Genomic DNA, 24,202 nt, shown 5'->3' with positions numbered 1-24,202 from the left:
GAAAAGTCAGCCCTTGGAAATATGAAACGTGGAAATGTGAAAATGTGGAAACGTGAAAACGCGAAAACGTGAAAATGTGAAAACGTAAAAACGTGGAAATGTGGAAATGTGGAAATGTGGAAATGTGGAAATGTGGAAATGTGGAAACGTGGAAACGTGGAAACGTGGAAACGTGGAAACGTGGAAATGTGAAAACGTGAAAACGTGAAAATGTAGGAACGTGGAGAGTTAACCTTAAAGCTCATTGCATCATGGATCTAACAGTTCAAAAGAGCTGAACGATTAAGTTTATAATGCTGTTTGAGCTGACTTAACGGTGCCATTGTAGCCTATTTCGGCACGGGTATGTTGAGATAGCCGATTTTTTTAGGGCTTTAAGCAATAGTAGGCAAGGTTGAACGCACCGGTATCGGTTGTAGCGGAGATTATTAAATATCGCAGGGCGCTGTATTAACACCCAAATAAGAGAGGGGCGCTGCACTTAACATGTAATGTCACCGACCAGAGCAAGACGTCTAGCAAAGTTTAATAAATAAGTAATCGATTTGCAGCCCTCAAGCGTATAGACACTCAACTCATCGACTTAAAGGTCCATTATGTTTTCAATATTTAAAGCTAATCCAGTTAAAAAACTCAATAAACAGCTTGATCTAAAACTTGAGCAAGCAATGCATGCGCAAAGAAACGGAGACATTAAAGCTTATGCCCAATTGAGTCTTGAAGCTGACCTAATCGAAAAGCAAATTCAGCATCTGCAAATTTCCCGTTAAGTTTAAAATGAGCCGCTACGGCTCAATTATTCACTGAATATTAACAAATATATAGCGAGAGCTACATCGAGTCGGTTCGTTCGGTGATGCACTCGTAAGATCCCATCTCAAATTCACGACAGATCCAAGGCCTGTTTTCATAAATCAAGCGTATAGACACTCAACTCATCGACTTAAAGGTCCATTATGTTTTCAATATTTAAAGCTAATCCAGTTAAAAAACTCAATAAACAGCTTGATCTAAAACTTGAGCAAGCAATGCATGCGCAAAGAAACGGAGACATTAAAGCTTATGCCCAATTGAGTCTTGAAGCTGACCTAATCGAAAAGCAAATTCAGCATCTGCAAATTTCCCGTTAAGTTTAAAATGAGCCGCTACGGCTCAATTATTCACTGAACATTAACAAATATGAAGCGAGAGCTACATCGAGTCGGTTCGTTCGGTGATGCACTCGTAAGATCCCATCTCAAATTCACGACAGATCCAAGGCCTGTTTTCATAAATAGTGCATCGCAGGGTTTCACGATCTACGGCCGAACACCAACCGTCATCTAAACGTAGCATGGTTTCAGCGCCATATTCATCAACGGCAATGTGCTGTTTAGGCACGCCCGTATCAGTAATTATCATGACTTCTAATCGGCAGCAACAAGCTTGGCAGTTTGCACAGGTTACAGTAGTAGTGGGAATATTTTGGATACGAATGCTCATGCGGGTAGATTGTTACTCTGATACGACAATGCTCTATAGTATTCTATATTGGCGCGTTAATCGAAATTTGTTCTCGGTAGGTTCATTGTTTGACCATATTTATACCGGTTTTTATGTCGTTAATGGCCCCTTATTGCGTTTGGCCAATGATTAATTTTTTGTTCAATACGTTAAAACTGATTCATAAACTAATTGGTTAGCCATAAAAAAGCTTAGCCATTAAAGGAGGCTGTTTTGCACCTCCTTAGTTTTTTGTCGTTTAACTATATGCACCGCTAGCATATTGAAGTTCATAACTGTGGCTGTAAATTTCTAAAATATTACCAAATGGGTCTTCCATATAAATCATGCGATAAGGTTTTTCACCTGGAAAGTAGTAACGAGGTGCTTTCATGCGTTTCTTTCCGCCTGCAGCTACAATTTTATCTGCGAGCTCTTCAACATTCGGATCTTGCACACAAAAATGGAAGATCCCGGTTTTCCAGTACTCAAAATTATCTTTTGGGTTTTGTTGGTTTTTAAACTCAAATAACTCAACGCCAATGCGATCACCAGTGGATAAATGCGCGATTTTAAAACGTTCCCAACCGGCTCCAAATACATCGGTACACATCACCCCAATTGGGCTGTCATCTTCAATCACTTCAGTCGGTTGCATAATCACATACCAACCGAGCACTTCAGTATAAAATTGAACCGCTTTTTCTAGATCAGGTACAGAAATGCCAATATGTGAGAAAGTACGCGGGTAGGGCGTGTTGGTGTTAAATCGTTCGAGATCAGCATTGTTAGTTGCATCAGTAGGGGTACTCGTCGCTCCCATAACCGATGGCGCGGCAGAGGCGGCAACTGCTGCCGCAACACCCATTCCTACTGTTTTTAGCATATTTCTACGGTCTAGATTTAAATCGATACTGTTGTCATTTTTGCTCATTGATATAGTCCTTATTAACCACTGTAAACTTGATGAGCAAAGTCTATAGCGCAATAATCTTAATAAGAAATTATCAATAATTATAAATTTAATAATTATATGTAATGGATGTAGTGGCTTAACTGTGGTGATCCGTTGTGACTAATTTTAAATTAAAAACCTAAGTCTGAGAAAAACCGCCCCCGTTACGCTTTAGGGGATTGTTGATGAGTGATGAATATAAATCGAAGTCAGCGGCAAATAATACCAGTCTAGATTCTCAAGTTAACGCCAACTTGCTAGAATGCAACGATTAACGACCTTGTCCCCGCTTTAGGTAAATCATGAAAATTCTTGCAGATGAAAACATGCCATACGTTGAACAGTTATTTGGTGATCTCGGTACAGTTGAAACCGTTAATGGCAGGGAGCTCACCGCGCAGCAGGTTAGTGACGTCGATGTCTTGCTGGTAAGGTCGGTCACTAAAGTGAATCCACAATTACTGGACAAAGCCAACAAGCTTAAATTTGTCGGCAGTGCCACCATTGGCACCGACCATATCGATATGGATTATCTGGCCAGCCGCGATATTGCTTTTTCCAGTGCGCCGGGTTGTAACGCTACCGCCGTGGGCGAGTTTGCCTTTATCGCGATGTTAGAGTTAGCGCAGCGGTTTAATAGTCCGTTAAAAGGTAAAGTTGTGGGTATTGTTGGGGCGGGAAATACCGGAACCGCTACCGCTAAATGCCTTCAGGCTTATGGCGTTGAAGTTATGTTGTGTGATCCGCTGTTAGAAGCTGCAGGGGATGCACGTGATTTTGTTTCTTTAAACACCATTACCAGCACTTGTGATGTGATTAGTTTGCATGTGCCTATTACAAAAATCGGTGAGCATAAAACATGGTATTTGTTTGATGAAACTCGGTTAAATAATCTAAAACCCAACACCTGGTTACTTAATTGCTGTCGGGGTGAGGTTATCGACAATCGTGCTTTAATCAAAATCAAGCAACAGCGCGATGACATCAAGGTTGTACTTGATGTGTGGGAAGGTGAGCCTAACCCTATGGAAGAGTTAGTGCCATATATTGAATTTTGTACGCCGCACATTGCAGGTTACTCATTAGAGGGTAAAGCGCGTGGTACATTTATGCTCTATCAGCAACTAGCCAAAACACTGCAAATTAGCACAAATAAAGATATCACAAGCCTATTGCCCACATTATGGAGCCAACAGGTTTCACTGAACCAAATACCCAATGAAAAAGCATTATTGCAGTTGGTTCGGTTTGTATATGATTTGCGCGATGATGACGCATTATTTCGAAATAACTTCACAAAGCCGCACGGGTTTGATCATATGAGAAAAAATCACACCCATCGACGCGAATTTAGTGCATTAAAGGTAGGCAATATAGGGCAAACTAATGTAAATTGGTTATCCAATTTAGGGTTTTCAGGAGTCGAGCTGTAATTATGTCGCAGGAATATAATGTTGTCGTATTAGGTGCATCGGGCGCAGTGGGTCAAACAATGATTGAGATCCTAGAAGAGCGCAAGTTTCCGATTGCAAAATTGTTCCCTTTAGCCAGCAGTCGTAGCGCCGGTAATACGGTCAGCTTCCATGGTAAACAGGTCGAGATTTTAGACGTAGATACCTTTGACTGGTCACAAGCTCAAATCGGTTTCTTTTCAGCTGGTGGTGATGTCTCTGAAAAGTGGGCGCCAATTGCTGCAGAGCAAGGCTGTATTGTTATTGATAATACTTCACACTTTCGGTACGACATTGACGTACCATTAGTGATCCCAGAAGTGAATCCAGAAGCGATTGCAGATTTTAGAAACCGCAATATTATTGCTAACCCAAACTGCTCAACCATTCAAATGTTAGTCGCGTTGAAGCCTATTCATGATGCCTTTGGCATTTCGCGTATTAACGTCGCAACTTACCAGTCGGTATCAGGTTCTGGCAACAAATCTGTGAAAGAGTTAGCGGGCCAGTGCGCAAAATTATTGCAAGGTTTGCCAATTGAACCTGAAACATATTCAAAGCAAATTGCGTTTAACGTTTTGCCACAAATTGATAAATTTATGGATAACGGCTACACCAAAGAAGAGATGAAAATGGTGTGGGAAACGCAAAAAATCTTTGGTGACGACAGCATTGTCGTTAACCCAACAGCTGTACGTGTGCCTGTGTTCTATGGTCACTCAGAAGCTGTTCACCTTGAAACTCTGCAACCTGTTGATGCCGATGATGTTAAGTCTGTGCTGCGTGGAGCTCCTGGGGTTGAATTGCTTGAAGGTGATGAAGAGTATGCCACGGCCGTCACTGATGGCGCAGGTACCGATGCAGTCTACGTTAGCCGGATTCGTAAAGATATCTCGCACGATAACGGCATAAACTTATGGGTTGTCTCTGATAACATCCGTAAAGGTGCTGCATTAAACAGCGTGCAAATAGCAGAAGTTTTGATCAGAGATTATTATTAATCTGATTTACAATTAAGCTGATTTGTACAAAAAGCCCGCATCGTGTGGGCTTTTTGTGTTTATGAGTTGTGAACAGTAGCAGGGCAACTTACTATAGTTTATAGTAATCTTAATAAATACAATTGCCTAAGCTAGTCACTGCGGTGTGACTTTCTGCGCTGCAAAGGGAAGGATTGATGAAATTTAGCACTTCGCATTTGGTTGGCATTTTTGCCGTTGTTTTAACTGTTTTGTCAATCAGTCCTTCGATCACTCCCGTCGTAGCTAAACCATTACAGATCACCGGTCCAGAAGGTGAAGTTAACTCGGTTGAACGTCAATATGGCCCCACAACATCTGCTGATACGTTTTGGAGTATTGCACAAGCGGTAAAACCTGATGACAGCGTAACAGTGTATCAAGTTATGTCAGCATTGTTTGATGCCAACCCCCATGCGTTTAGTGGTCAAAACTATAATAGCCTCGAACAAGGTATGGTTTTGGTGATCCCCAACAAAGCCATCATTGCAAAAATCTCTAAAGTTGAAGCCAAAAAGCGAGCTGAAAATAATGATCGTGGCTGGTCTGCACCGACTCAATCGCGCCCAGAAAAAGTGGCGCCCAAAGCTAAACCTGTTACCAAAACCCCGGTGGTGAAAAGTCCAACTAACGTAACTCCAGCCCCCGTAAAACCCGCGACACCAAGCGTTAAGCCCGATAGTGCAGAGATCAAACGGCTTAATAAAAAGCTTGAGCAAGTTCAGGCACTGAACCTGACGTTAACCGACGAGCTGGCCCGTGCGATGGATGAAAACGTCCTTAACGCAGTTGATGCCGAGGCACTTGAGCAACAAAATTTAGCGCTTAAAGAAGAAAACGCTTTATTAAGGCAAGCTTTGCAAGACAAAAGTAGCCAAATTGAAGCGCTTGAAACAGAAGTGACAGCCGAGCAGGCAAAAATTGATACCTTAACAAATGAGCCCGAACCGACCACGACCCTTTGGCGTACGTTGATGGATAACCCGCTATGGTTGGTTTTAGGTGCGGTTGTGCCCGCTTTATTAGGGCTAGCCCTTATTTGGCTATTGTTTATTCGTCGTAAAGACACCGATAAACCCGTATCCGACAGCCTTGAAAGCAGCCATGTAGAAAGTAATAACGATGCCAGCTATGTGGCCGCTGACGATCACAGCGACAACATATCTACAGCTACCGATAGCGATCATACCGTTGACTTAGCAGTCGAAATGGCTGACGATCCTGCTGCGTTACTCAATAGCATTGACACGCCGCAACCTGAACAAGTTGCAGACGTAGTCATTGAAAATGCGGTTGGTGAACCCGTTGAAAACGCAGCTGAAGCTCCGATTGAAGACACTTCAGAAGACGTAGCTGAAGAAGGGCAGTCGCTAGATGACTTGTGGGCAGAGGCCATGGGAGAACAAGGCGATGATGCCGAAAGTGATCCCTTTGCCGCCACTCAAACCACACCTGAAGATGATCTTGAATCACTGTTAACCGACTTTGACCAAAACCCAATTGTTGAACCTCAAGTCAGTGGTGACGAATTACCAGATTCTGACACCAACACAAATGCAGACCTAGACTTAGATCTCGACGCTGACGATCTTGATGCATTATTGGCAGGCTTTGAAGAAAAGGCAGTTTCAGAATCGCAGCCCGCAAACACTAGCTCAGAACCTAGTCCTGTAAAAGCTGCTGCAGAAGTTACCGACCCCGAAATGGATGATATTGAGTCACTGCTCGCGGCCAATACGCCAATGGCTGATGACAACACCGGCTCTAACGATGAGCTTGAGTCGTTAATGGCAGAGTTTGATATTCCTGTTGACGAGATCACCAGTCAAGCACAAGCCAGTGATATCGATGCGTTATCAGACGAAGTTGCCGCAGATCTAGAGCAGTCATTAGAGATTGCCGCCGAACTCGAACTTGGCGCCGACGATGTCAATCTTGACGATGGCGAACTTGACCATGAATTGGACGCGCTACTGGCTGACTTTGAAACGCCAGCTGCCGACAGCGTAGCTAAAACAGATGATTCAATCGATTTATCTGACACATCGCATGATAAGCCCGCAGACAAACCGATTGATGATGACATGCTAGACAGCTTATTTGCTGAATTTGATTTATCAGAATCATCAGCAGATGAACGGGTCGAAACTCTCAATAAAGGTGATGTCGAGACTGACGCTGCGTTAAACGCAAGCACCGAACTTAACCCCCTTGACGACAAAAGTGCTGACCCCTCGGCCATCGACTGGGACGCTGTTGCAGACGAGCTAAGCGATAAACCACTGAGCGATGACGAATTACTCAGCGCCCTTGCCGCTACAGGCGAGACAACTACCAATACCGACGCAACAGCATTTACCTTAGAAGAGGAAAGCAAGCTTACCGTCGACCAAGCACTAGCAGCACTCGATGCTGACGAAAGCAGTGAACTTCCAGCCGATATAGTAGATGAAGTGCTAGGTTCATTCGAAAAAGATAATGACTTTATTGATATCGACCGCTTACTTAACGAAGCCAATGAAGATGACAGTGAGACTGACCTATACCAAGAGCTAGACGTTGACATGGGCGAGCTTGATTCATTGATGGGTAACACCCCAATGGTTGATGTTGATGACGCAGAAAATGCCATCAATGCCAAACTTGATTTAGCACGGGCTTACATTGAAATCGACGATAATGACAGTGCCAAAGCATTGCTAAAAGAGGTAAAGCTCGACGGTAATGACCGGCAGCAACAAGAAGCGGTAGGTTTGATTAAAGAGCTGCCGTAAATAATTCGATTAAAAACGGCGCCCAAGGCGCCTTTTTTATACTTATCGTTTGCCGCGATTATGCTAGAATCGCCGGCTATTAAATGATTTCGTTTGTTGGCTGCGTCGCTCTTTTTTGAGTGTCGCTGCACAAACATAGTTAAACCGAGTTAAGAGGTGTGTGATGCGGGTTGCGTTAGGTATAGAGTATGATGGAAGTCGATATTACGGCTGGCAGCGCCAACTGGATGTTGACTCCGTGCAGGCCCAGTTAGAAAAGGCCCTCTCTATCGTTGCAAATGAGCCTATTTTGGTTCAATGTGCCGGCAGAACTGATACCGGTGTACATGGCACCGGGCAAGTGGTGCATTTTGATACCAATGCAGTACGAAAAGAGTCGGCTTGGACACTCGGAGTCAACGTTAATTTACCCGACGATATCGCTGTGCGCTGGGTTAAAATTGTCGACGAAGACTTTCACGCGCGTTTTTCTGCAACGGCAAGACGTTACCGCTACATGATTTATAACCATCAACTACGCCCAGGCATTCTTAGAAGCGGTGTTAGCCACTATCGTGGTGATATTGATGAGAAAAAAATGCATGAGGCGGCGCAGTTATTTGTTGGTGAACATGATTTTACCAGTTTTAGAGCGCTGCAATGCCAGTCAAAAACGCCTTTTCGTGAAGTGCATGAGGTCAATGTAACGCGCCAAGGTATGTACATTTGCGTTGATATAAAAGCCAATGCATTTTTACACCATATGGTGCGAAATATCGTCGGTACGTTACTCGAAATTGGTAAAGGTAATCAACCTGCGGAGTGGGTTAACACCTTACTTGCTTATAAAGACAGATCAAAAGCGGCTGCGACCGCTAAACCTAATGGTTTGTATTTAGTTGATGTAACTTATCCAGAGAAATTTCAATTGCCTAAGTTATCACTAGGCCCATTATTTATGTTGGATTAACACAGTGACAGCTTCGATTAAACCGACTGCCCCCGCAGCAAATGCCTCGCTAAATACGTGGATTGAGTATTTGTTGGCAATTCACCCAACCGAAATTGATATGGGCCTTACCCGTGTCAGCAACGTTGCGGCGCGCCTTGGGCTAACTATGCTGGGTGCAACTAAAGTGGTCACCGTTGCCGGCACCAACGGCAAAGGTACTACATGTGCGATGGTCGAAGCGGCCTTGTTACTGAGTGGTAAAACCGTTGGGGTGTATAGTTCACCTCATCTACTTCATTATAATGAGCGGGTGAGAATTAATGGTGTTGATGCCAGTGATATCGAACTGATTAAGGCATTTGAGGCGATTGAAACCGCACGTGCAGACATATCACTGAGCTTTTTTGAGTATGCCACCTTAGCCGGCTTAGTGCTGTTTAAGCAGGCGAAATTAGATGTTGTGCTACTTGAAGTCGGTTTAGGTGGGCGTCTCGATGCCACCAACTTAATTGATGCCGACATTAGTGTAGTTACATCAATTGATCTTGATCACCAAGAATACTTAGGGGATACCCGCGAGTTAGTTGCAGTCGAAAAAGCCGGTGTCTTTCGTGCAGGGCGTCCGGCAATTGTAGGCGAGCCAGATTGCCCGCAAACATTAATCGATTATGCTCAGCACTTGTCGGCTAACTTGTACCGCGTAGGTCATCAATTTAGTTATCAGTGCGATACCAACAGTTGGCATTATAAAGGTCATGTTTTTGAGCTTAATGCGCTGCCATTGCCACAACTACCACAACCAAATGCCGCCACCGCTATTGCCGTACTCGAACACCTTTGTCCAGCTATTGCGCCAGAACTGGTTGCCAAAGCTGTTGGGCAAACTCAGCTTGCTGGCCGTTTAGAATATGTAAACCAGCAGCCGACTGTGATGGTTGATGTTGCGCATAATCCACATGCAGCGCGGTATCTTCGTTCTCGGTTAAACAAAGTGGCTAAGCAACGCTTATTTGCGATTTGCGGTATGTTAAAAGATAAAGATGCCGCTGCCGTGTTATCAGAGTTGTCAGATGACATAACACATTGGTATCTTACTGATTTAGACGTAGCGCGTGGCTCTGAGGCTACGGCGTTAAAAGCGTTATTGCCCGCGAACAGTCAAGCCACTTGCTTTAACAGGCTAAGTGCCGCTTGGAATGCAGTAAAACAAGATGCCAAGGCTGACGACGCCGTCATCGTATTTGGTTCATTTTACACGGTGGCAGGGTTTAAAGAATTGCTAAAGGGAGAGAGGTTTGTCTAGTCATTTTCAAAATCGTCTAGTGGGTGTCATTGTTATTGTTGCGTTAGGCGTAATTTTTTTACCCGACATCCTTGATGGAAAAAAACAGCAACAAGAAGAGCAGTTTGCTGAAATTCCATTAAGACCAGTCGTCAAAGACGCCGCACTGCCACAACAAGCCATAGACACAGTTGCGCTTAATGAAACCAGCCAAAAGCCAGCGGTGGCTGATGACAGTTGGGAAATTCAGCCAGCAGTTAACGACACTAAGACCGCAGTGGTTGAGGCGAAAACTGAAGCCAAAACTAAAACTGAAACCAAAACAGTGAAGGCAGCTAAAAAAGTCGTTACCAGCAAAGCCAGCGCATGGACAATTCAATTGGGTAGCTTTAAAAGTGCCGAAAACGTACAAGTTTTGGTTAAACGCCTGCGCAGTAAAGGCTTTACCGCTTATACCATTCCAACAAAGCCAATTGATGGCCAGTTAACCAAAGTGTTTGTGGGGCCCAATATTTCCAAAGACAAATTAGCTGCAATGCAGTCTGAAGTTCATAAACTGACCAAGTTAAAAGGCCGTATCGTTGCCTACAACCCAGTCGAAAAATAATAAGGTGTGATTGTTTTTATTATAGAAATCGTTATTTCATTTTCAAAACGTGTGAAATAACGCTGTCTCTGTTAAAATCGCGCCGTCTTAAACCCTATGCCGGATATACTCTTCAATGGTTTGGATTGATTACGCCATATTAATCGTTATTGGACTGTCAACTTTGATCAGTCTAGTGCGTGGCTTTGTAAAAGAAGCAATGTCACTGGTAGTGTGGTTTGCTGCCTTTTTCATCGCAAGTCAGTTTTACCTCAAACTTGCCGCTCATCTGACTCAAATGCAAGATGAACTGGTTCGAAATGGCGTTGCAGTTGCCATTCTATTTATCTCCACTCTCATTCTTGGCGCGTTAGTCAATTACCTGATAGGCCAGTTGGTTTCAAAAACAGGTTTATCAGGCACCGATCGCGTGCTTGGCTTATGTTTTGGTGCGCTACGTGGCGCACTGATTGTAAGCGCAATACTTTTTTTCTTGGATGCTTTTACCGGAGCACCCAATACAGATTGGTGGCAGAGTTCAACACTTGTGCCCGAATTTGGAGTTGTGATCCAGTGGTTTTTTGACTACCTGGAAAGCACCTCAAGCTTTGTACCTAAAATATAAAATGCACTAAAGCATTATTTAGCATTTAGCTCGGTACTTACCGAGCTAAAGCAAAAATATTATAAATAATAGAACATCTTACAATGAGGAAGCCTACCCATGTGTGGTATTGTCGGAATAGTTGGTCAGTCATCGGTTAATCAAACCATTTATGATGCATTGACCGTGCTTCAGCATCGTGGACAGGATGCTGCTGGCATAGTAACCGTAGATGGTTACGCGTTTAGATTACGTAAGGCAAATGGCTTGGTGAAAGATGTTTTTGAACCAAAGCACATGCAACGCCTGCAAGGTAATTCAGGTATTGGCCACGTACGTTACCCAACTGCGGGTAGCTCTAGTGCGTCAGAAGCTCAACCATTTTATGTTAATTCGCCGTTTGGGATCTCACTGGCTCACAATGGTAATTTAACTAACACAGTTGAACTGCACGAACGTTTGCTAAAACAACGTCGCCACGTTGGTACAACCTCTGACTCAGAAGTTTTACTCAACCTTCTTGCAGACGAGCTACAACACACCACAACTCAACACTTGTCGGCTGATGATGTGTTTCAAGCTATTACCAAAGTGCACGAAATCGCCCGTGGTGCATATGCGGTTGCAGCAATGGTCATCGGTCATGGCTTAATGGCCTTTAGAGATCCGTTTGGTATACGCCCATTAGTGATAGGTAAAAACGAAACTGCAACCGGCACTGAGTACATGGTGGCTTCTGAAAGTGTTGCTTTAGACGCTGTAGGCTTTAAGTTTATGCGTGACGTGGCACCAGGTGAGGCGATTTATATCACTTTAGAAGGTGAGCTATACACTCGCCAATGTGCACATACGCCATGCTACGCCCCCTGTATTTTTGAATTCGTATATTTTGCTCGTCCAGACTCCACAATCGATGATGTTTCGGTTTACAGCAGTCGGGTAAATATGGGAACCATGTTGGGTGAAAAAATCCAAAAAGAATGGGAAGACCATGATATTGACGTGGTGATCCCAATTCCAGAAACCTCATGTGATATCGCCCTAGAAATCGCCCGTCATATGGACTTACCTTATCGCCAAGGGTTTGTAAAAAACCGTTATATTGGCCGTACGTTTATTATGCCCGGTCAACAAGAGCGCAAAAAATCAGTCCGTCGCAAATTAAACGCGATTAATGCTGAGTTTAAAGGTAAAAATGTCCTGCTAGTCGATGACTCCATTGTTCGTGGTACTACCTCAGAGCAGATCATTGAAATGGCTCGTGAAGCCGGTGCTAAAAAAGTGTATTTTGCATCTGCAGCGCCAGAAATACGCTTCCCGAACGTCTACGGTATTGATATGCCAACGACTAACGAGTTAATTGCTCATGGTCGTGATGTTGAAGAGATCACTAAACTGATTGGTGCCGATGGCATGATTTTCCAATCATTGCCTGATTTAATTGAAGCGGTACGCAAAGAAAATCCATCAATTAAACAATTTGAAACCTCAGTTTTTGACGGAAAATACGTCACGAACGACGTAAACCAAGACTACTTGGACTACCTAACTAAGTTACGTAACGACGACGCTAAAGCCAATCGTAATAAAGATATAGGTACAAATTTAGAAATGCATAACGTTTGTCATCCATAATTAAGGCTAAGCCTTAACTCTGCTACAAATTGCCTAAACAAAGCCGAGCTTAATGCTCGGCTTTTTGCAAAAATCTGTCGGCACATGCCTAGAACTCGCTATTTCAGCTCTAATCGCACTAATGTAACCTGACTTTTTCATAGTCACCCCCCCAAAAAAAGAGCACTGTATATATATGGCTGTGTTCTCATTAAGTGTTGGTCAGGGGCTCAAAGCCTCATTTAACCAATCGCGACCAGTAGATAATTCCTCAAAAGCGGTGCTGCGCCACCAAGCCAAGTAGTTTGCCAAATAGTCGGTTCCAACACCATAAAATCGGGGCAGCCAAGCCTTTAATCTAGCAGTGTAGTTGTTTACTGTTTGGATATGAAAAGTACCGCTCTCTAATGTTCTAGCCATATTTTCGTTCAAGATCCGCTTATGGAACAGCTTGTGATTTTTTGCAAAATTTGGATATAGCTGGCTTCCATCCGTACAGAGTACCGAATCTGCTTTAATTCGATTTTCCATACATGGGTGAACTTCGGCAATACAATCACTTACTAGGACAAAGTCGGCTTCATGCTCCGAGCGATCTAACATCAACAAAACAGGGACAAGCGGTGCAGCATCACAAGCTTTACCTCCGCCTCTTTGGCGTGGTTTTCGATGTGTTATCTGTCGCTTACCTTTGAATGACTCTCGAAAAAATGTCTCATCAACTTCGACGATACCACTTAACTGTTTTGCTTTGTGTTGCTCAGGTTTAGCTAAGAAATGGTGCCGCCAACGAAAAGAAGTTGTTAAGCTAATTTGGCAAAATTTTGCAGCTTGCCGCAATGTTTTACCAGCAACCATACATTGGGCATATGTGCCTAACTTATTACGGTTACGTAGACGTGTAAAAGGTGTTTTTGTTAGTTCATTGAAAGTCTTACTGCACTGTTTGCAGCGAAAGCGCTGCAAACCCGCATTGTGTCCCCACCTGACTATATGAGCAGATTGGCAATGGACACATCGGGATAGTTTTTTGAGACGCTGCTCCAGAGCATGATTAACATCATCTTGGCGAAGTTGGTGATCTACTCTGGTACCTAGATGCCGTAGTTGGCCTGTAGATAAGGTTCTAATTGATAACAAGAAATCAGTGTATTGCTTGGTTTCCATAATCACCGCCTAAGTTGCAGCCTATAAACAAAGCTTAGCAGTTATAAACGGACCAACACTTAATGAATACACAGCCATATATATACAGGTATAATTGAAAGTGGCCCAAAATACCAATTATCGCGCAAATAAAGATGCCAAAAACAGTGCTGCTAGGCATCGATAATTTTTTAACATTTCACAAAATCTATAAAAATCAGCACTATGAAAAATGTTAAAAAGTGATACACGGACCCATTGAACACCCTAGGCTCTCTTTCTCCGCACTCAACAATGCAATTTATGCTGCCTGAATTTAGAAATTATCTATTTGCAACAATACCTTAGCAGTGATAAGTTATTAAAAAGTTAACGAGTTGCTTGGGACGTTATCGAGCGACTAATGAATAAGCTGTTATGCCTCTATGGCTGAATTCATTTAGCATTTTAGATAATAGTAGTTTGTTTCATGCTGAAACAATTTTAACCTTAAGGAAGAAAAATGAAAAAGAAAATATTAGTAATAGCACTATCGGCGATAATTATGTCAGGCTGCTCAAGTATTGTAAGTAAGTCTGATTATGCTGTGACTATTAATAGTAATCCGGGAGGCTCATCCTTTGTTATAACAAACCGCGCAGGTCAAAAAGTTGAAAGTGGAGTTACCCCTTCTACTGTAACTTTAAAATCATCTGCAGGTTACTTCAAAGGTGAAACTTACACAGTAGTTCTAAATAAAGAGGGATTTAGCGAAAAAACTTATACTCTTACAAGCTCTGTGGATGGTTGGTATTTTGGGAATATTTTACTAGGTGGTTTAATTGGTATGTTAATAGTTGATCCCGCAACAGGTGCTATGTATAACTTACCGGAAAGAGTTGATATATCATTGGATCAAGATATCACCCTTAACCAAGTAGATACCTTAACTATTTCAACGATAGACTCGTTAACTCCAGAACAAAAAGAACTATTAGTCAAAATTTAAGAGGCATAACAAGTCGTTAAAGCAGGACAAATAAAAGTTGGCTTTTGCTCCTGCGTCGCTTATTTTAGCCAACATATTATTTGCCTCTTAACGAGGCGTTGGTATGACTCCCCACGTCAAGCAGAGCGTAACGATTTCGGCCTAAATAATTAAGCCTTTGTTGTTTTCCCAAAATGAATTGAGCTAACACAGTCGATGAAGCAAGTAATTTCGTCGGTTGTCATGCTGATATCCGTGGATTACTTGTTTTAAAACAAGCAGCGCCTACCTTACATAATCCGTCGTGACACCTGTCTTCAGTCTATGTTCGTGGTTCAATACGATTTTCACCGTATTGCCATCCTAACGCCGTCGGTGATTGTGCCACACCCGATGCTTGACCGACTGTATTAACTCAAAAAGGTTGCTCATGCAGGCACTCTTGAAAGTCGTAGTTTAGGGTTGACTTGCCTAAGTACTATTTCTCGCGATATTGCCCAAATATAGGCTATCATTTCTCTCGCGATGGCTGTCACCACGACATTGTAGTGTTTGCCTTTGTACATGAGTTTTTGATATCGGCGGCACAGCCTTAGCTGCGCTTGCCATGCAATATCAATAATTTGTTTTGGTAAGCCTTCTTGCCGCTTTTGTATGTCTGTTGAGATATTGGCTGGGAAACGATAGGAGTGGGCGCCTTCGACTAATAACCGCCTTGCTCGGCCATTGCCACACTTTGTAATTGCACCTACATGCCTTTTACCACCACTGGAATGCTCTGAGGGAACAAGTCCTAAGTAACTCATGAGTTTTCTTGGGTGGTCAAACCGCGTTAAATCACCTAACTCTGCAATGACACCTGCTGCAACCAGTAACCTTACTCCTCGCAATGCTTGAATGGCTTTTACTACAGGGTAATAACGCCAGTTTTTAACATGGTGTTCTAGCTCATTGTCGAGCCGCTTTAACCGAGCTATTCGCTCCGAAATGGTTTGTAAGTATTCTTGCAAGACAATCTGTTGACTGGGATGCGGTAAAATCAGTTCCGTCAGCCAGCGTAAGTGCTTTAGTGACCAATTCGCGGTGCCTCTATAGTTAATGTTATTTCTAAGCTGAAGCGCTTTAAGCTGGTATTTAGCGTCTTTTAAATCTTTCATCGCAGTTTCACGAGCACGAGATAAATCGCGGATAGCTTCATCTTCAGGCTCCGGTACGTAGATAGCGGTAAGATCTTCAGATTTGAGCAGCTTTGCTAACTTAAGTGCATCACGTTTATCGGTTTTAATTTTCTCTCCTGGCTTTTTGGGAATAAGTGAAGGGGCTATAACATAGCAACAGTGACCAAGGCTGGTGAGCAATCGGTAGATCCAGTAACCGCAGGGCCCTGCCTCATACACGAAGTGTAAGGTTGCTTCTGGATACTTAGATTGAAACTGCCTAGCCAGCTTAGTAATAGAGGCTTTCGCACTTGAAACTCGTCCAAAATGAACCGCTTGCGCTCCTCTTTGATCTTCTATATAAGCAACTTCTACAAATTCTTTATGTGTATCAAGGCCAATAAAAAGTATGTTATGTTTATTCATGCTGATCTCCGATTTAGTTTCTTTAACAAAACTATTATGGCTCTGGCTTTCAGCTAACCCACGATTAATTGGAGATCAGCATCTTTAGTGGGGAGTCATTATGTCTATATGTATTGCAGAGGAATGGAGTTCAATGGAAGATAATGCTATTAAAATTCGACGTAGCTCAAACTTAATTAAAGGATTTATGACTCTCGTAATAATTATGCAAGCAGTGCAATTTTATCAAACCAATATAATGGATTTAGGCTCTATTGCAGGCACCATTGGTGTTTTGTCATTGCTGCGTGGTCTGCTTTTATCTCCATATTTGTTGGCTGCTCCATTAAATCACTGGTTTAAATCTGATCTTAACTTTTCTAAAAATAGCTATAAGTATTTTGGTTTGGCTTTTGTATTAATAATTGTAAGTTCGTTTTAAAAATACATATAACAAGTTGCTTAAATGGACAAATAACAGTTTGCTCGCGCTTCGCGCATTGTAGCAAACCATTATTTGCCAGTTAGCAAAGCGTTAAGAGGCAAGAATCGAGAAAGTGCGAGAATCACAAATTATGGAAGATAAAGTTATCTCAGCAGTAAGAGAGTTTGCTCACTCGATAAAGTCGGGAGGTAAGGTTGTAGCGGACATGTCGGCACTTATTGACGCAACATCTCAGTTATCTCTTTCAAACTTTGATTATTGGGAGCGTTTAATTCGTACTGAATTTTCATTAGTTATGAGAGAAGATGCTCCGTCAAAATGGAAGTTGTGGTCTAAGCCAACTGAAATTCTAACTTGGTTAGATTTAACTAGTTGGGATGGTTATAAACGTGAGAAAACCTTACGTACTATTTCTGGTGCAGCTCCAAACACCTTCTTTCTTTCACTTGCTATTCGTAGGTTGAATGATTGGGTGCCTCAGGTTCGTGAAGCAGCAAGAGATAAACTTCTATATCTCGCAAAAGCTACAAACCCTGAATACGTAGTCGAAGCGTTATGTATTGTTCTTTCTAATTGGAACTCATGGGGTAGGATTGAGGTGGCAGATAAAGAGGTTCTTCTTCAAATCATAAGTGAAGATAAGATAGCAGATGCACTTGGGAATAAAATAATATCATCAACATCGGGGCCAATGACATCTCTCTTTTCTCAGCTTGGACGCACATCAATTTTAGATGACAAAGTCGAAAAAATTGCAAAATGCGCCATGCAGCCCTCACTTCGAGCAAAGGCATATAGGAGTCTATTTGATCGCAAGATTACCTGGATAGAAGGGCGCAAATGGGTTTGGACTGATATTCGATATTGCGAGGGAAGGTTGAGACCTGTCGTATCTGAACGCGAAATCACCGTTAAAGCTACTTTGCTAGATTTAGTCAAGATTTCAGCAGAAGATCGTTCGTCAGTTGTTAGGCGTGTTTCAGCAGAGATATTAATTCGAGAGATAGAAAGTCTTGGAGGCATTGCCAGAAACCTAGCAGAGCAATTTTCTGCAGATAAATCTGAGGCGGTTGCTGAACGCGGGCGGTTCGCAATCAAAAAACTCGAAGAATCAGAGCGTGCCAGTGCCTCTTTACAAGCGCAGTCTGTCGGAACGCCTTTCCGTTCCTTCGTCACTACAAGGCGTCCGCAGCTGCGGGCGTTATACGTTTCTCAAGGATAGAGTATGAATTACCTAAAATTAATCTTACTAAGTATGTGTATAGCCACTTGTTATTATGCACTGACGATTTCCGCTATAGGGATTGCTGCTGCGGGTAAGATATTTTGGTGGTTTCAATGGAAAGATAATTTTGATTTTTACCATATCTCTCAAAATTTTGTTGGTATTGGCTTAGCTGCATTGATTCCAGCATTTCTCGTTCATAGTTATGAACCAAGTAAAAAGTGGTTAAGTATTTCTATTGTTATTTTAGCTTCAATGCTTTTTCACGGTAACATAAATTATATACCGCTTGATCCTAATGGTTTTGTTCGTTTTTTTTAAACTACACTTGTTTATGGTGGTATTGGTTCTATCGGTGTGTTTTTAGAAATTGTTCTTTGGCCTGTGTTTTGGTTGTTGGTATTTAAACGTATAACAAGTTACTCAAAGAAAATACATAGACACCCTTCATTAAATGGCACGAGTTAACCCCTCCGACTAAGCTTGCTTGATAAGTTTTAGTTGGAGGTTGAAATGCCACGCCCTAGAAGAACCCTGGTGAGTCTTGAAGACACACCTTATTACCATTGCTGCAGTCGAGTGGTTCGGCGTGCATTTTTGTGTGGTGACGACGAATACACTGGCAAGAATTATGACCATCGCCGAGGCTGGGTTGAAACCCAAATACTTAAAGAATTACAAAGACACCCTTCATTAAATGGCATGAATTTCCCCCTCCGACTAAGCTTGCTTGATAAGTTTTAGTTGGAGGTTGAAATGCCACGCCCTAGAAGAACGCTAGTGAGTCTTGAAGACACACCTTATTACCATTGCTGCAGTCGAGTGGTTCGTCGTGCATTTTTGTGTGGTGACGACGAATACACTGGCAAGAATTATGACCATCGACGAGGTTGGGTTGAAACCCAAATACTTAAACTTACTGAGGTGTTTGCGATAGATGTTGCCGCTTATGCTGTGATGAGCAACCATCTGCATGTAGTGCTGTTTATCGACATAGACAAAGTTAATCAATGGTCTGACCGAGACGTTGTTATGCAATGGCATCAGTGTTTTAACGGTACTGCTCTGACGCAAAAATTTGCCAAAGGTGAACTAATTGACGAGCACTTAGTCGCGCAGTTAAAGCATCAAATAGCTATTTACCGCTCACGCCTTAGTGATATTTCATGGTTTATGCGTTGCCTAAATGAGCCTATTGCACGACAAGCCAATATTGAGGACAACTGCACCGGACACTTTTGGGAAGGACGATTCAAATCCCAAGCTTTGCTCGATGAAGCCGCCGTTCTTGCTTGCATGACTTACGTCGAACTTAACCCGATTAGAGCCAAAATGGCTGATACGCCAGAGCAATCTGATTACACCAGCCTCAAGTTAAGAGTTACTGCAGCCCTTAAAGGTGAACAACCAAAAACACTGTTACCTTTTATTGGTCACGAGCGCGAACACCAACCAAAGGGTATTGCGTTTATGCTTAGCGATTACCTTGAATTGGTTGATGAAACAGGCAGAATCATTCGTGATGATAAGCGCGGCGAGATATCTGCCAATGCCGAAAGCATCCTTAATCGATTGAATATCCCAACAGCAAACTGGGTCAAAATTGTTGCTGAATTTGGTCAGCTATTTCATGGGCCTGTAGGCACATTGCAAGAGCTCAGTCGCTACTCAGAACACCTTGAAAAACGCCGACGGCATTTTGCAAAAAGCTGTCAGCACTTGCCGCTAGAGTAAACTCTACTCGCCATCCAAACTTCAACACCACAATCAAACTCAGTCAAAGTGCCGAGTCAACAGCACGCGCCTATAATTCGCCATTTCTGCCTTATAAAGCGCTGCTTTAGATAAAAATCCACTATCAGCATGCCAAACATTGTTTTGTATCAAACGAAAGGTCACTTGTGCATTGCTGTTTGTTTTAAAGGTCGTTATGTTATTAATTAACAATGGCTGGCTTAGTGTTTTATCGAGCGACTAATGAATAAGCTGTTAGAGCGCGACGCTTTCCAAAATTCACAATTTGAGATCCAAATTTAATGGAAAATGAAAATACAACAACTATCAACATATCTGGAGCGGCAAACATAATTCCGCCGGTGAAGGTAAAAACATCTGGTAAAGATGTAATTGCATCTGGATCTGTAAATACATTCACGCACGATAATTTAGAGGTTCAAATTGCACAGTTCAAATTCATATTCAATTTCATAAACTCTGGTAATGAACAAAAGATTGAATATCGAAATGATGGCCCTGAAACGCTAATCCTAGATATCTATAACTTCAATAATTCTATCGGTACAGGCGTAACCACTCCAGTAAGGCTAGGGACGCTTATGGATAGAGAGTTATATCTAGGCTTCATGGTTTATTCTATATCCCCGGAAGCAAGTAAACTGGTTCATTATACGTTTATGTTGGGGGATAAAGTCGGTGAGTAACGATGCCCTTATTGCCCCTCCTGCATCTGGAGATAAACCATCAAAAGATAAGTTAGAGCCATCTCAAGGCCAAGTGTCAAAGATAATTGGGTCTGGGGAAAATGCGCAAAACTCAATTGTTTATAAAACTATTGCATGGAGCTTTTTATCTGGCGTTTTGTTTTCGGTCATTGTCTTTTCTTATATTGCATATAAAGGCGAAGGTAATCCCGTCGATTCAGTAAAAAGCGTATGGTCAATATTTATACCAGTAATAACCCTGTCTTTGGGTTACATATTTGGCAAAACTAAATAGCTCTAGCAAACGCATGTTATCGGACTGGTTTTCCGCTGCGCTCCAAACCAGCCGCAAATGCGGGCGTTATAACTCACTATGAAATTACACATAATTTTATTTATTTTAGCAACATTGGGATGTTCTTTTGGTTCATACTTTTTTGGATATAAAGTTGGTGCCGAAGACGGGGCTAAGTATACAGTTCAGACGTTTGCCAGTGACTCAATATCTCAAATGAACAAACACACACTAATTTTGGAAGCTTTTAAGCAGGATCGGTTGGACTTAGCTAGGGAAGGTGTTGAGTTACTTGTCAAAAATGATAATGAACACAGGAAAAACATTGAGTCAATCGTAGCTAAGGAGTCATTTGACTTTTGCAAGTTATAACAAGCTGCTAAATCCAGATTCACCAAGGCTGTCATGCCATTTGCTGAGCAAATCGCCCGCCAGCACTAGGTTCACTTATTAGCAGGGCGTTATAACTCTTTATCAAATTTGGTAGCAATATGAAAATTGAAGTAACTTCATCTCCCTTAAAGAAAGATCTCACAACTATTAGTGAAGGTATTAAGTCCTTTAATCAAGAACACTTGTCTGATGAAGTTGTATTTGAACCCGATACGAACTTTGCCGTTTTTGCAAAAGATGAAAGTGGAACAATTAACATAGACACCCATCATTAATTGCGCAGTTAGATCCGCGTTAATCCTACCGGCATGATAGCCCTTTAATTTTTCATCGCTGCAATAAATTATCAAATGAGACCTATGCTCGATAACCTTAGTGATCTTTGAACTGATAGCTGATTTTTGATTGCACCTGCTGCTACCTCAGGTTAAAGTTACTGTTAATTTATACAGTAACTTTAACGATGCACTCATGATTTTATATATAGCCGAAAAACCCAGTCTCGGAAGAGCCATTGCTGACGTGTTACCTAAGCCGTTGAAAAAAGGCGAGGGCTTTATACGCGCTGCAAATGGCGACTGTGTTTCATGGTGTGTGGGACATTTGTTAGAGCAGGCAGAGCCCGACGCCTATGCGCCAGAGTATAAATCGTGGAAATTTGACCATCTTCCCATTGTGCCTGATGTATGGAAAATGAAGCCGAAATATAAAATGCGCGGACAAATATCGGTGCTTAGAGGCTTGGTTAAAGAGGCGACGCAACTGGTTAATGCTGGCGACCCCGATCGTGAAGGGCAGTTATTAGTTGATGAAATTATTGCTCACTTAGGCGTAAAAGGTGCCAAATTACAGCAAGCTAAACGACTGCTTATTAGCGATTTAAACCCACAAGCTGTGACGCGTGCATTAGGGCAACTAAGGCTTAACCGTGAGTTTATTCCTTTGTCTACCTCGGCACTTGCACGTTCTCGCGCCGATTGGCTTTACGGCATTAATATGACTCGCGCTTACACTATTCAAGGGCGCAAAGTGGGTTATCAAGGAGTGTTGTCAGTTGGCCGGGTACAAACGCCTTTGTTAGGCTTAGTGGTAAGGCGAGACGAAGAAATTAGTCACTTTGTACCTAAAGCATTTTATGACGTGATGGCGCACTTAAGCACTGATGCGCAGCAATCTTTTTCGGCTAAATGGCAACCGAGCGAAGCGTGTCAGCCGTATATGGATGAAGATGGCCGAGTGTTATCCAAAGGGCTAGCGCAAAACGTAGTAGGGCGCATAACAGGTCAGGCTGCAACTGTTGAAAAAGTGACTGCGCAAGATAAAAAACAACATGCACCGTTACCCTATAACTTATCGAGTTTACAAATTGATGCGGCCAAACGCTTTGGTATGAGTGCTAAAACGGTACTCGACACGTGTCAGTCGCTGTATGAGCGGCATAAGTTAATCACGTATCCGCGTTCCGATAGCCGTTATTTACCTGTTGAACAGCATGCAATGGCGCCTAGCGTTATAGGGGCTATTAACAAGGGGGCTCCTGAGCTAACACAAGGCTGTGATGCGCCTAATTCTAAGCTAAAATCTAAAGCGTGGAATGACAAAAAAGTTGATGCGCATCATGCCATTATCCCTACTGAAAAAGTGGCCAACTTAGGCAGCTTAAGCCCGGCAGAGAAACAGATTTATTTACAAGTTGCAAGGCAGTATTTAATGCAGTTTTACGCGGCTTATTTATATAAAGAAACCCAGGTAGAGATTATTATTGCCGGCGGTTTATTTAAAACTAAAGCCAAACAAGAAACCGCCTTAGGTTGGAAACAACTGATTAAACAAAATAAGGCCAATGCCAGCGCGCATGATGTCGCCACCGACAGCAGTGATGATGAACTCGGCACTATCCCACCATTAACCAAAGGCCAAACGTTACTTTGCGAACGTGGCGAGTTATTAGAAAAGCAAACTCAGCCGCCAAAACATTTTACCGATGCCACCTTGTTAGGTGCCATGACAGGCATTAGCCGTTATGTCACCGACCCCGAAGTGCGCAAAATTTTAAAAGATACCGATGGGCTTGGCACTGAAGCCACCCGCGCTGGTATTATTGAGCTGTTGTTTAAACGTGGTTTTTTAGTCAGGCAGGGTAAAGCTATAGTGGCCACCGATGTGGGTAAGGGCTTGATCAACAGCTTACCCCTAAGTGCCACAACGCCAGATATGACGGCGTTATGGGAAAGCAATTTAGACGCCATGAGCCGTAAAGAAACCCAATACCAAGCCTTTATGCAACCGCTAACCACTAAGCTTGGAGAGTTGATTGTACAGGCGGGTTCCGTATTGCCAACGGCTTTACAAGGGGTAAAAAGTCCAACGCCGTTTAAGCGTAAAGCACCATCAAGAAAAGCCGGTAAAACACGGGCAACTGCAAAAAAAACCGTTAGAAAACCACGCGTTGCCAAAGCGTAAGCTGGAGGTTGCCCATGCTGATTTAAGCTTGGTGATGTTGAATAAATCTCATAATTCAGAGCTGAGTCAAATTTCGGCAGTGTATTGTAATAATGACTATTTACTCAAGATAAAAACTGTTATCATTCAACCATTAAACGTTTATCGCTTCATTAAGCTGTGCAGGAATAGGGTTGTTTAATTCAAAAATATCAATGCAGATGTTTCAGTCTAAATTGACACTAGTGTTAATACTGGTGGTATTTTTGTCGCAATTGTTTCCCACTTGCATTGCTGCTGATGTGTATAGTGTGAGCCAGAATGCTCCCCAAACCTACCATTTAGAAAATAGTCTGCCACTAGCCTTACAGCAAGCGTGTTGTGACAGTGCAAACAATGAGTGTCATCACATGGTTGAAGTGGTTGATGACCCTGAGCAAGACAACCATTTTCATACTGCTTGTCATCCGCCAGTAGAGTTAAGTCTGCTGCTGCACACGAGCAGTGCTAGCCAAACCAGCCCATTTAATATAAGTGTACCCACTCGGCACTATGCACCACCTATTCCCCCGCCATACAGCTAACTTA

25 protein-coding genes and 2 pseudogenes are annotated in these 24,202 nt (G+C 42.6%); 22 read left to right on the top strand and 5 right to left on the bottom strand.

Features of this window, described 5'->3' with window-relative positions; all coding sequences use genetic code 11:
- Nucleotides 1-596: 596 nt before the first annotated feature.
- The gene (locus RGE70_RS11735; RefSeq protein WP_310471633.1) at nt 597-770 is read left to right on the top strand and encodes a DUF6435 family protein; all 174 of its coding nucleotides are present in this window, start codon (nt 597-599) and stop codon (nt 768-770) included.
- Nucleotides 771-831: 61 nt separating this feature from the next.
- Here RGE70_RS11735 and RGE70_RS11730 read toward each other — a convergent pair.
- Nucleotides 832-915, bottom strand: a pseudogene (locus tag RGE70_RS11730) (YkgJ family cysteine cluster protein); the annotation flags it as partial.
- Between the two features lie 41 nt (nt 916-956).
- Here RGE70_RS11730 and RGE70_RS11725 point away from each other — a divergent pair.
- Complete coding sequence (locus RGE70_RS11725) at nt 957-1,130, top strand: DUF6435 family protein (protein WP_310471633.1); 174 nt, start codon at nt 957-959, stop codon at nt 1,128-1,130.
- A 61-nt stretch (nt 1,131-1,191) separates the two neighbouring features.
- On the opposite strand, the gene RGE70_RS11720 is transcribed toward RGE70_RS11725, so the two are convergent.
- Both RGE70_RS11720 and RGE70_RS11715 read right to left on the bottom strand, forming a co-directional pair.
- Nucleotides 1,192-1,482, bottom strand: a complete 291-nt coding sequence (locus RGE70_RS11720; RefSeq protein ID WP_310471632.1) for a YkgJ family cysteine cluster protein — start codon at nt 1,480-1,482, stop codon at nt 1,192-1,194.
- Between the two features lie 259 nt (nt 1,483-1,741).
- Nucleotides 1,742-2,305: a lactoylglutathione lyase family protein gene (locus tag RGE70_RS11715; RefSeq protein WP_310472971.1), complete on the bottom strand. Its 564-nt coding sequence runs from the start codon at nt 2,303-2,305 to the stop codon at nt 1,742-1,744.
- A gap of 434 nt (nt 2,306-2,739) precedes the next feature.
- On the opposite strand from RGE70_RS11715, the gene RGE70_RS11710 reads away from it, so the two are divergent.
- The 8 genes from RGE70_RS11710 to purF all read left to right on the top strand — a co-directional run bounded on the left by RGE70_RS11710 (nt 2,740) and on the right by purF (nt 12,719).
- A complete protein-coding gene (locus RGE70_RS11710; protein ID WP_310471631.1) occupies nt 2,740-3,870 on the top strand; it encodes a 4-phosphoerythronate dehydrogenase in 1,131 nt (376 codons plus the stop codon).
- Nucleotides 3,871-3,872: 2 nt separating this feature from the next.
- Nucleotides 3,873-4,889 (top strand): aspartate-semialdehyde dehydrogenase, encoded by a 1,017-nt coding sequence (locus RGE70_RS11705; RefSeq protein WP_310471630.1) that lies wholly within the window; start codon nt 3,873-3,875, stop codon nt 4,887-4,889.
- A gap of 176 nt (nt 4,890-5,065) precedes the next feature.
- On the top strand, nt 5,066-7,681 hold the full coding sequence (locus RGE70_RS11700; protein WP_310471629.1) for a FimV/HubP family polar landmark protein: 2,616 nt from the start codon (nt 5,066-5,068) through the stop codon (nt 7,679-7,681).
- A 163-nt stretch (nt 7,682-7,844) separates the two neighbouring features.
- Nucleotides 7,845-8,630 (top strand): tRNA pseudouridine(38-40) synthase TruA, encoded by a 786-nt coding sequence (gene truA, locus RGE70_RS11695; RefSeq protein WP_310471628.1) that lies wholly within the window; start codon nt 7,845-7,847, stop codon nt 8,628-8,630.
- A 4-nt stretch (nt 8,631-8,634) separates the two neighbouring features.
- On the top strand, nt 8,635-9,915 hold the full coding sequence (gene folC, locus RGE70_RS11690; RefSeq protein ID WP_310471627.1) for a bifunctional tetrahydrofolate synthase/dihydrofolate synthase: 1,281 nt from the start codon (nt 8,635-8,637) through the stop codon (nt 9,913-9,915).
- On the top strand, nt 9,908-10,501 hold the full coding sequence (locus RGE70_RS11685; protein ID WP_310471626.1) for an SPOR domain-containing protein: 594 nt from the start codon (nt 9,908-9,910) through the stop codon (nt 10,499-10,501). The genes folC and RGE70_RS11685 overlap by 8 nt, the downstream gene beginning before the upstream one ends.
- Before the next feature lie 115 nt (nt 10,502-10,616).
- Nucleotides 10,617-11,105: a CvpA family protein gene (locus RGE70_RS11680; RefSeq protein WP_310471625.1), complete on the top strand. Its 489-nt coding sequence runs from the start codon at nt 10,617-10,619 to the stop codon at nt 11,103-11,105.
- Nucleotides 11,106-11,204: 99 nt separating this feature from the next.
- On the top strand, nt 11,205-12,719 hold the full coding sequence (gene purF, locus RGE70_RS11675) for an amidophosphoribosyltransferase (RefSeq protein ID WP_310471624.1): 1,515 nt from the start codon (nt 11,205-11,207) through the stop codon (nt 12,717-12,719).
- A gap of 201 nt (nt 12,720-12,920) precedes the next feature.
- On the opposite strand, the gene RGE70_RS11670 is transcribed toward purF, so the two are convergent.
- Nucleotides 12,921-13,865, bottom strand: coding sequence for an IS1595 family transposase (locus tag RGE70_RS11670; RefSeq protein ID WP_310471623.1), 945 nt, complete (start codon nt 13,863-13,865; stop codon nt 12,921-12,923).
- Between the two features lie 481 nt (nt 13,866-14,346).
- On the opposite strand from RGE70_RS11670, the gene RGE70_RS11665 reads away from it, so the two are divergent.
- The gene (locus RGE70_RS11665) at nt 14,347-14,832 is read left to right on the top strand and encodes a hypothetical protein (RefSeq protein WP_310471622.1); all 486 of its coding nucleotides are present in this window, start codon (nt 14,347-14,349) and stop codon (nt 14,830-14,832) included.
- Between the two features lie 407 nt (nt 14,833-15,239).
- Here RGE70_RS11665 and RGE70_RS11660 read toward each other — a convergent pair whose 3' ends face one another.
- Nucleotides 15,240-16,394 carry an IS110 family RNA-guided transposase gene (locus tag RGE70_RS11660; RefSeq protein WP_310471621.1) on the bottom strand — a complete coding sequence of 385 codons (1,155 nt, stop codon included), beginning with the start codon at nt 16,392-16,394 and terminating at the stop codon, nt 15,240-15,242.
- Between the two features lie 100 nt (nt 16,395-16,494).
- Here RGE70_RS11660 and RGE70_RS11655 point away from each other — a divergent pair, with 100 nt between their 5' ends.
- The 11 genes and pseudogenes from RGE70_RS11655 (at nt 16,495) to RGE70_RS11605 (ending at nt 24,198) form a co-directional block, all read left to right on the top strand.
- A complete protein-coding gene (locus RGE70_RS11655) occupies nt 16,495-16,815 on the top strand; it encodes a hypothetical protein (protein WP_310471620.1) in 321 nt (106 codons plus the stop codon).
- Nucleotides 16,816-16,948: 133 nt separating this feature from the next.
- Nucleotides 16,949-18,040, top strand: a complete 1,092-nt coding sequence (locus RGE70_RS11650; RefSeq protein WP_310471619.1) for a hypothetical protein — start codon at nt 16,949-16,951, stop codon at nt 18,038-18,040.
- A gap of 3 nt (nt 18,041-18,043) precedes the next feature.
- Nucleotides 18,044-18,364, top strand: coding sequence for a hypothetical protein (locus RGE70_RS11645; protein ID WP_310471618.1), 321 nt, complete (start codon nt 18,044-18,046; stop codon nt 18,362-18,364).
- Nucleotides 18,365-18,556: 192 nt separating this feature from the next.
- Nucleotides 18,557-18,715 (top strand): annotated as a pseudogene (locus tag RGE70_RS11640) (transposase); the annotation flags it as partial.
- Nucleotides 18,716-18,799: 84 nt separating this feature from the next.
- Nucleotides 18,800-19,777, top strand: coding sequence for a transposase (locus RGE70_RS11635; RefSeq protein WP_310471617.1), 978 nt, complete (start codon nt 18,800-18,802; stop codon nt 19,775-19,777).
- A gap of 302 nt (nt 19,778-20,079) precedes the next feature.
- The gene (locus RGE70_RS11630; RefSeq protein ID WP_310471616.1) at nt 20,080-20,484 is read left to right on the top strand and encodes a DUF6864 domain-containing function; all 405 of its coding nucleotides are present in this window, start codon (nt 20,080-20,082) and stop codon (nt 20,482-20,484) included.
- Nucleotides 20,477-20,779, top strand: coding sequence for a hypothetical protein (locus RGE70_RS11625; protein ID WP_310471615.1), 303 nt, complete (start codon nt 20,477-20,479; stop codon nt 20,777-20,779). The genes RGE70_RS11630 and RGE70_RS11625 overlap by 8 nt, the downstream gene beginning before the upstream one ends.
- A gap of 78 nt (nt 20,780-20,857) precedes the next feature.
- Nucleotides 20,858-21,151: a hypothetical protein gene (locus RGE70_RS11620; protein WP_202288043.1), complete on the top strand. Its 294-nt coding sequence runs from the start codon at nt 20,858-20,860 to the stop codon at nt 21,149-21,151.
- 119 nt (nt 21,152-21,270) lie between these two features.
- Nucleotides 21,271-21,447 (top strand): hypothetical protein, encoded by a 177-nt coding sequence (locus RGE70_RS11615; protein ID WP_310471614.1) that lies wholly within the window; start codon nt 21,271-21,273, stop codon nt 21,445-21,447.
- Between the two features lie 196 nt (nt 21,448-21,643).
- Nucleotides 21,644-23,635 (top strand): DNA topoisomerase III, encoded by a 1,992-nt coding sequence (locus tag RGE70_RS11610; protein ID WP_310471613.1) that lies wholly within the window; start codon nt 21,644-21,646, stop codon nt 23,633-23,635.
- A gap of 173 nt (nt 23,636-23,808) precedes the next feature.
- On the top strand, nt 23,809-24,198 hold the full coding sequence (locus RGE70_RS11605; protein ID WP_310471612.1) for a hypothetical protein: 390 nt from the start codon (nt 23,809-23,811) through the stop codon (nt 24,196-24,198).
- The last annotated feature ends 4 nt before the right edge of the window (nt 24,199-24,202 follow it).

The organism is Shewanella youngdeokensis (assembly GCF_033180165.1).
Classification (GTDB): domain Bacteria; phylum Pseudomonadota; class Gammaproteobacteria; order Enterobacterales; family Shewanellaceae; genus Shewanella; species Shewanella youngdeokensis.
The sequence above is the reverse complement of the archived record's forward strand: the minus strand, read 5'-3'. Positions and strand labels throughout refer to the sequence as shown.

What these genes read in the sequence shown, in the direction of transcription:
- RGE70_RS11735 (WP_310471633.1), top strand. Translation starts at nt 597, where the DNA reads ATGTTTTCAATATTTAAAGCTAATCCAGTTAAAAAACTCAATAAACAG.
- RGE70_RS11725 (WP_310471633.1), top strand. Translation starts at nt 957, where the DNA reads ATGTTTTCAATATTTAAAGCTAATCCAGTTAAAAAACTCAATAAACAG.
- RGE70_RS11720 (WP_310471632.1), bottom strand. Translation starts at nt 1,482, where the DNA reads ATGAGCATTCGTATCCAAAATATTCCCACTACTACTGTAACCTGTGCA.
- RGE70_RS11715 (WP_310472971.1), bottom strand. Translation starts at nt 2,305, where the DNA reads ATGGGAGCGACGAGTACCCCTACTGATGCAACTAACAATGCTGATCTC.
- RGE70_RS11710 (WP_310471631.1), top strand. Translation starts at nt 2,740, where the DNA reads ATGAAAATTCTTGCAGATGAAAACATGCCATACGTTGAACAGTTATTT.
- RGE70_RS11705 (WP_310471630.1), top strand. Translation starts at nt 3,873, where the DNA reads ATGTCGCAGGAATATAATGTTGTCGTATTAGGTGCATCGGGCGCAGTG.
- RGE70_RS11700 (WP_310471629.1), top strand. Translation starts at nt 5,066, where the DNA reads ATGAAATTTAGCACTTCGCATTTGGTTGGCATTTTTGCCGTTGTTTTA.
- truA (WP_310471628.1), top strand. Translation starts at nt 7,845, where the DNA reads ATGCGGGTTGCGTTAGGTATAGAGTATGATGGAAGTCGATATTACGGC.
- RGE70_RS11680 (WP_310471625.1), top strand. Translation starts at nt 10,617, where the DNA reads ATGGTTTGGATTGATTACGCCATATTAATCGTTATTGGACTGTCAACT.
- purF (WP_310471624.1), top strand. Translation starts at nt 11,205, where the DNA reads ATGTGTGGTATTGTCGGAATAGTTGGTCAGTCATCGGTTAATCAAACC.
- RGE70_RS11670 (WP_310471623.1), bottom strand. Translation starts at nt 13,865, where the DNA reads ATGGAAACCAAGCAATACACTGATTTCTTGTTATCAATTAGAACCTTA.
- RGE70_RS11665 (WP_310471622.1), top strand. Translation starts at nt 14,347, where the DNA reads ATGAAAAAGAAAATATTAGTAATAGCACTATCGGCGATAATTATGTCA.
- RGE70_RS11660 (WP_310471621.1), bottom strand. Translation starts at nt 16,394, where the DNA reads ATGAATAAACATAACATACTTTTTATTGGCCTTGATACACATAAAGAA.
- RGE70_RS11655 (WP_310471620.1), top strand. Translation starts at nt 16,495, where the DNA reads ATGTCTATATGTATTGCAGAGGAATGGAGTTCAATGGAAGATAATGCT.
- RGE70_RS11650 (WP_310471619.1), top strand. Translation starts at nt 16,949, where the DNA reads ATGGAAGATAAAGTTATCTCAGCAGTAAGAGAGTTTGCTCACTCGATA.
- RGE70_RS11645 (WP_310471618.1), top strand. Translation starts at nt 18,044, where the DNA reads ATGAATTACCTAAAATTAATCTTACTAAGTATGTGTATAGCCACTTGT.
- RGE70_RS11635 (WP_310471617.1), top strand. Translation starts at nt 18,800, where the DNA reads ATGCCACGCCCTAGAAGAACGCTAGTGAGTCTTGAAGACACACCTTAT.
- RGE70_RS11630 (WP_310471616.1), top strand. Translation starts at nt 20,080, where the DNA reads ATGGAAAATGAAAATACAACAACTATCAACATATCTGGAGCGGCAAAC.
- RGE70_RS11620 (WP_202288043.1), top strand. Translation starts at nt 20,858, where the DNA reads ATGAAATTACACATAATTTTATTTATTTTAGCAACATTGGGATGTTCT.
- RGE70_RS11615 (WP_310471614.1), top strand. Translation starts at nt 21,271, where the DNA reads ATGAAAATTGAAGTAACTTCATCTCCCTTAAAGAAAGATCTCACAACT.
- RGE70_RS11610 (WP_310471613.1), top strand. Translation starts at nt 21,644, where the DNA reads ATGATTTTATATATAGCCGAAAAACCCAGTCTCGGAAGAGCCATTGCT.